The organism is Faecalicatena contorta, assembly GCF_021531995.1.
Lineage (GTDB): Bacteria > Bacillota > Clostridia > Lachnospirales > Lachnospiraceae > Dorea_A > Dorea_A contorta_A.
The window spans coordinates 1-1,852 of sequence record NZ_JAFBIZ010000221.1; the positions used below are offsets into that span (position 1 = coordinate 1).

Sequence of the window (1,852 nt, forward strand, 5' to 3'; positions counted from 1 at the left end):
ATACGAATTCCGTTCATAAACTATGTAATGACTCAAAATACGATTCAGAGGAAGGGAGATTGTAAAATTATGTCAGATAAGATAATTGAAAACAACCAGGTAACGATTATGGGAGAGATAGTATCACCATTTTCATTCAGTCATGAAGTGTTTGGCGAAGGATTCTATATGGTGGATGTGAGTGTGCGGCGCCTCAGCAATTCAGAGGACCGGATTCCGCTTATGATATCAGAAAGACTGATGGACGTATCCCGGGATTATACCGGAGCGTTCATCATGGCAAGCGGGCAGTTTCGATCATACAACAGACATGATGAGCAAAAGAATCGATTGATTTTATCCGTATTCGTAAGGGAAGTGTCTTTTGCGGAAGAAGAACTGGATGGTGCCAAGACCAATCATATATTTCTGGACGGTTATATCTGCAAGCAGCCGGTATATCGAAAAACGCCACTGGGAAGAGAGATTGCAGATCTGCTTTTGGCGGTCAATCGACCATATGGAAAATCAGATTACATACCATGTATCTGTTGGGGGAGAAATGCAAGATATGCCTCTGCGTTTGAAGTGGGTGAACATGTGCAGGTGATTGGACGGATTCAGAGCAGGGAATATATGAAGAAACTGACGGATACAGAGACGGAAAAGCGAACGGCATACGAAGTATCCGTCAGCAAACTGGAGTGTCTGGCAGAATGAATGTGAAAAATAATAAAAAATAGTTGACAGATAGGAAAACTAGGAATATAATCTAGAAAAACAGATAAAACATATAGAAAAAGTATGGAAGGAGACAGGCGATATGTCAAACATTTATAAAGGAACGATTGGATTGATAGGTAATACACCATTAGTAGAGGCAGGTAATGTTGAAAAGGAACTGAAACTGGAAGCAAGAGTACTGGTAAAGCTGGAATATTTTAATCCCGCAGGAAGTGTAAAAGACAGAATTGCAAAAGCGATGATCGAGGATGCGGAAGAAAAAGGAATTTTAAAAGAAGGATCTGTAATCATTGAGCCTACATCAGGAAATACCGGAATCGGTCTGGCGGCGATTGCAGCTGCAAAAGGATATCGGATCATCCTTACCATGCCGGAGACGATGAGTATCGAAAGAAGAAATATTCTAAAAGCTTACGGTGCAGAACTGGTGCTGACAGAAGGTGCAAAGGGAATGAAAGGTGCAATCGCCAGAGCAGAAGAACTTGCAGGTGAGATTCCGGGAAGCTTTATTCCGGGACAGTTTGTGAATCCGGCAAATCCTGCTATCCACAGAAGCACAACCGGACCGGAGATCTGGAATGACACGGATGGTAATGTGGATTACTTCGTTGCCGGAGTAGGAACAGGCGGTACACTGACTGGCGTGGGAGAATATCTGAAATCTCAGAATCCGGATGTTAAAATTGTAGCTGTTGAACCTGCAGGTTCACCGGTACTTTCTGAAGGAAAAGGAGGCCCACATAAGATTCAGGGAATCGGAGCGGGGTTTGTACCGGATGTATTGAATACAGAGATCTATGATGAGATCATTAAAGTAGAAAATGAAGATGCGTTTGAAACAGGAAAACTTCTTGCAAAACAGGAAGGTGTTTTGGTAGGAATCTCTTCTGGTGCCGCGTTATATGCAGCGATCCAGTTGGCAAAACGTCCGGAGAATAAGGGAAAGACAATTGTAGCACTGCTTCCGGACACAGGAGACAGATATTATTCAACTCCACTTTTTACAGAGTAATTTCTTTGATTCAGGGAGAGCGGAAGCTCTCCCTTTTTCTGCTACATGCTTGTTATTCCTTATAGTTCGAAAATTGCTTGACTATATAGATAGTAGATAATATAATACATATTAAAC

At 42.1% G+C, this 1,852-nt stretch carries 2 protein-coding genes; both read left to right on the forward strand.

Features of this window, described 5'->3' with window-relative positions; all coding sequences use genetic code 11:
• Positions 1–69: 69 nt before the first annotated feature.
• Entirely contained in the window at positions 70–699 is a 630-nt protein-coding gene (locus JQM82_RS15400; protein ID WP_235251292.1) for a single-stranded DNA-binding protein, read from the forward strand.
• Positions 700–802: 103 nt separating this feature from the next.
• Positions 803–1,735, forward strand: a complete 933-nt coding sequence (cysK, locus tag JQM82_RS15405) for a cysteine synthase A (protein ID WP_235251293.1) — start codon at positions 803–805, stop codon at positions 1,733–1,735.
• The last annotated feature ends 117 nt before the right edge of the window (positions 1,736–1,852 follow it).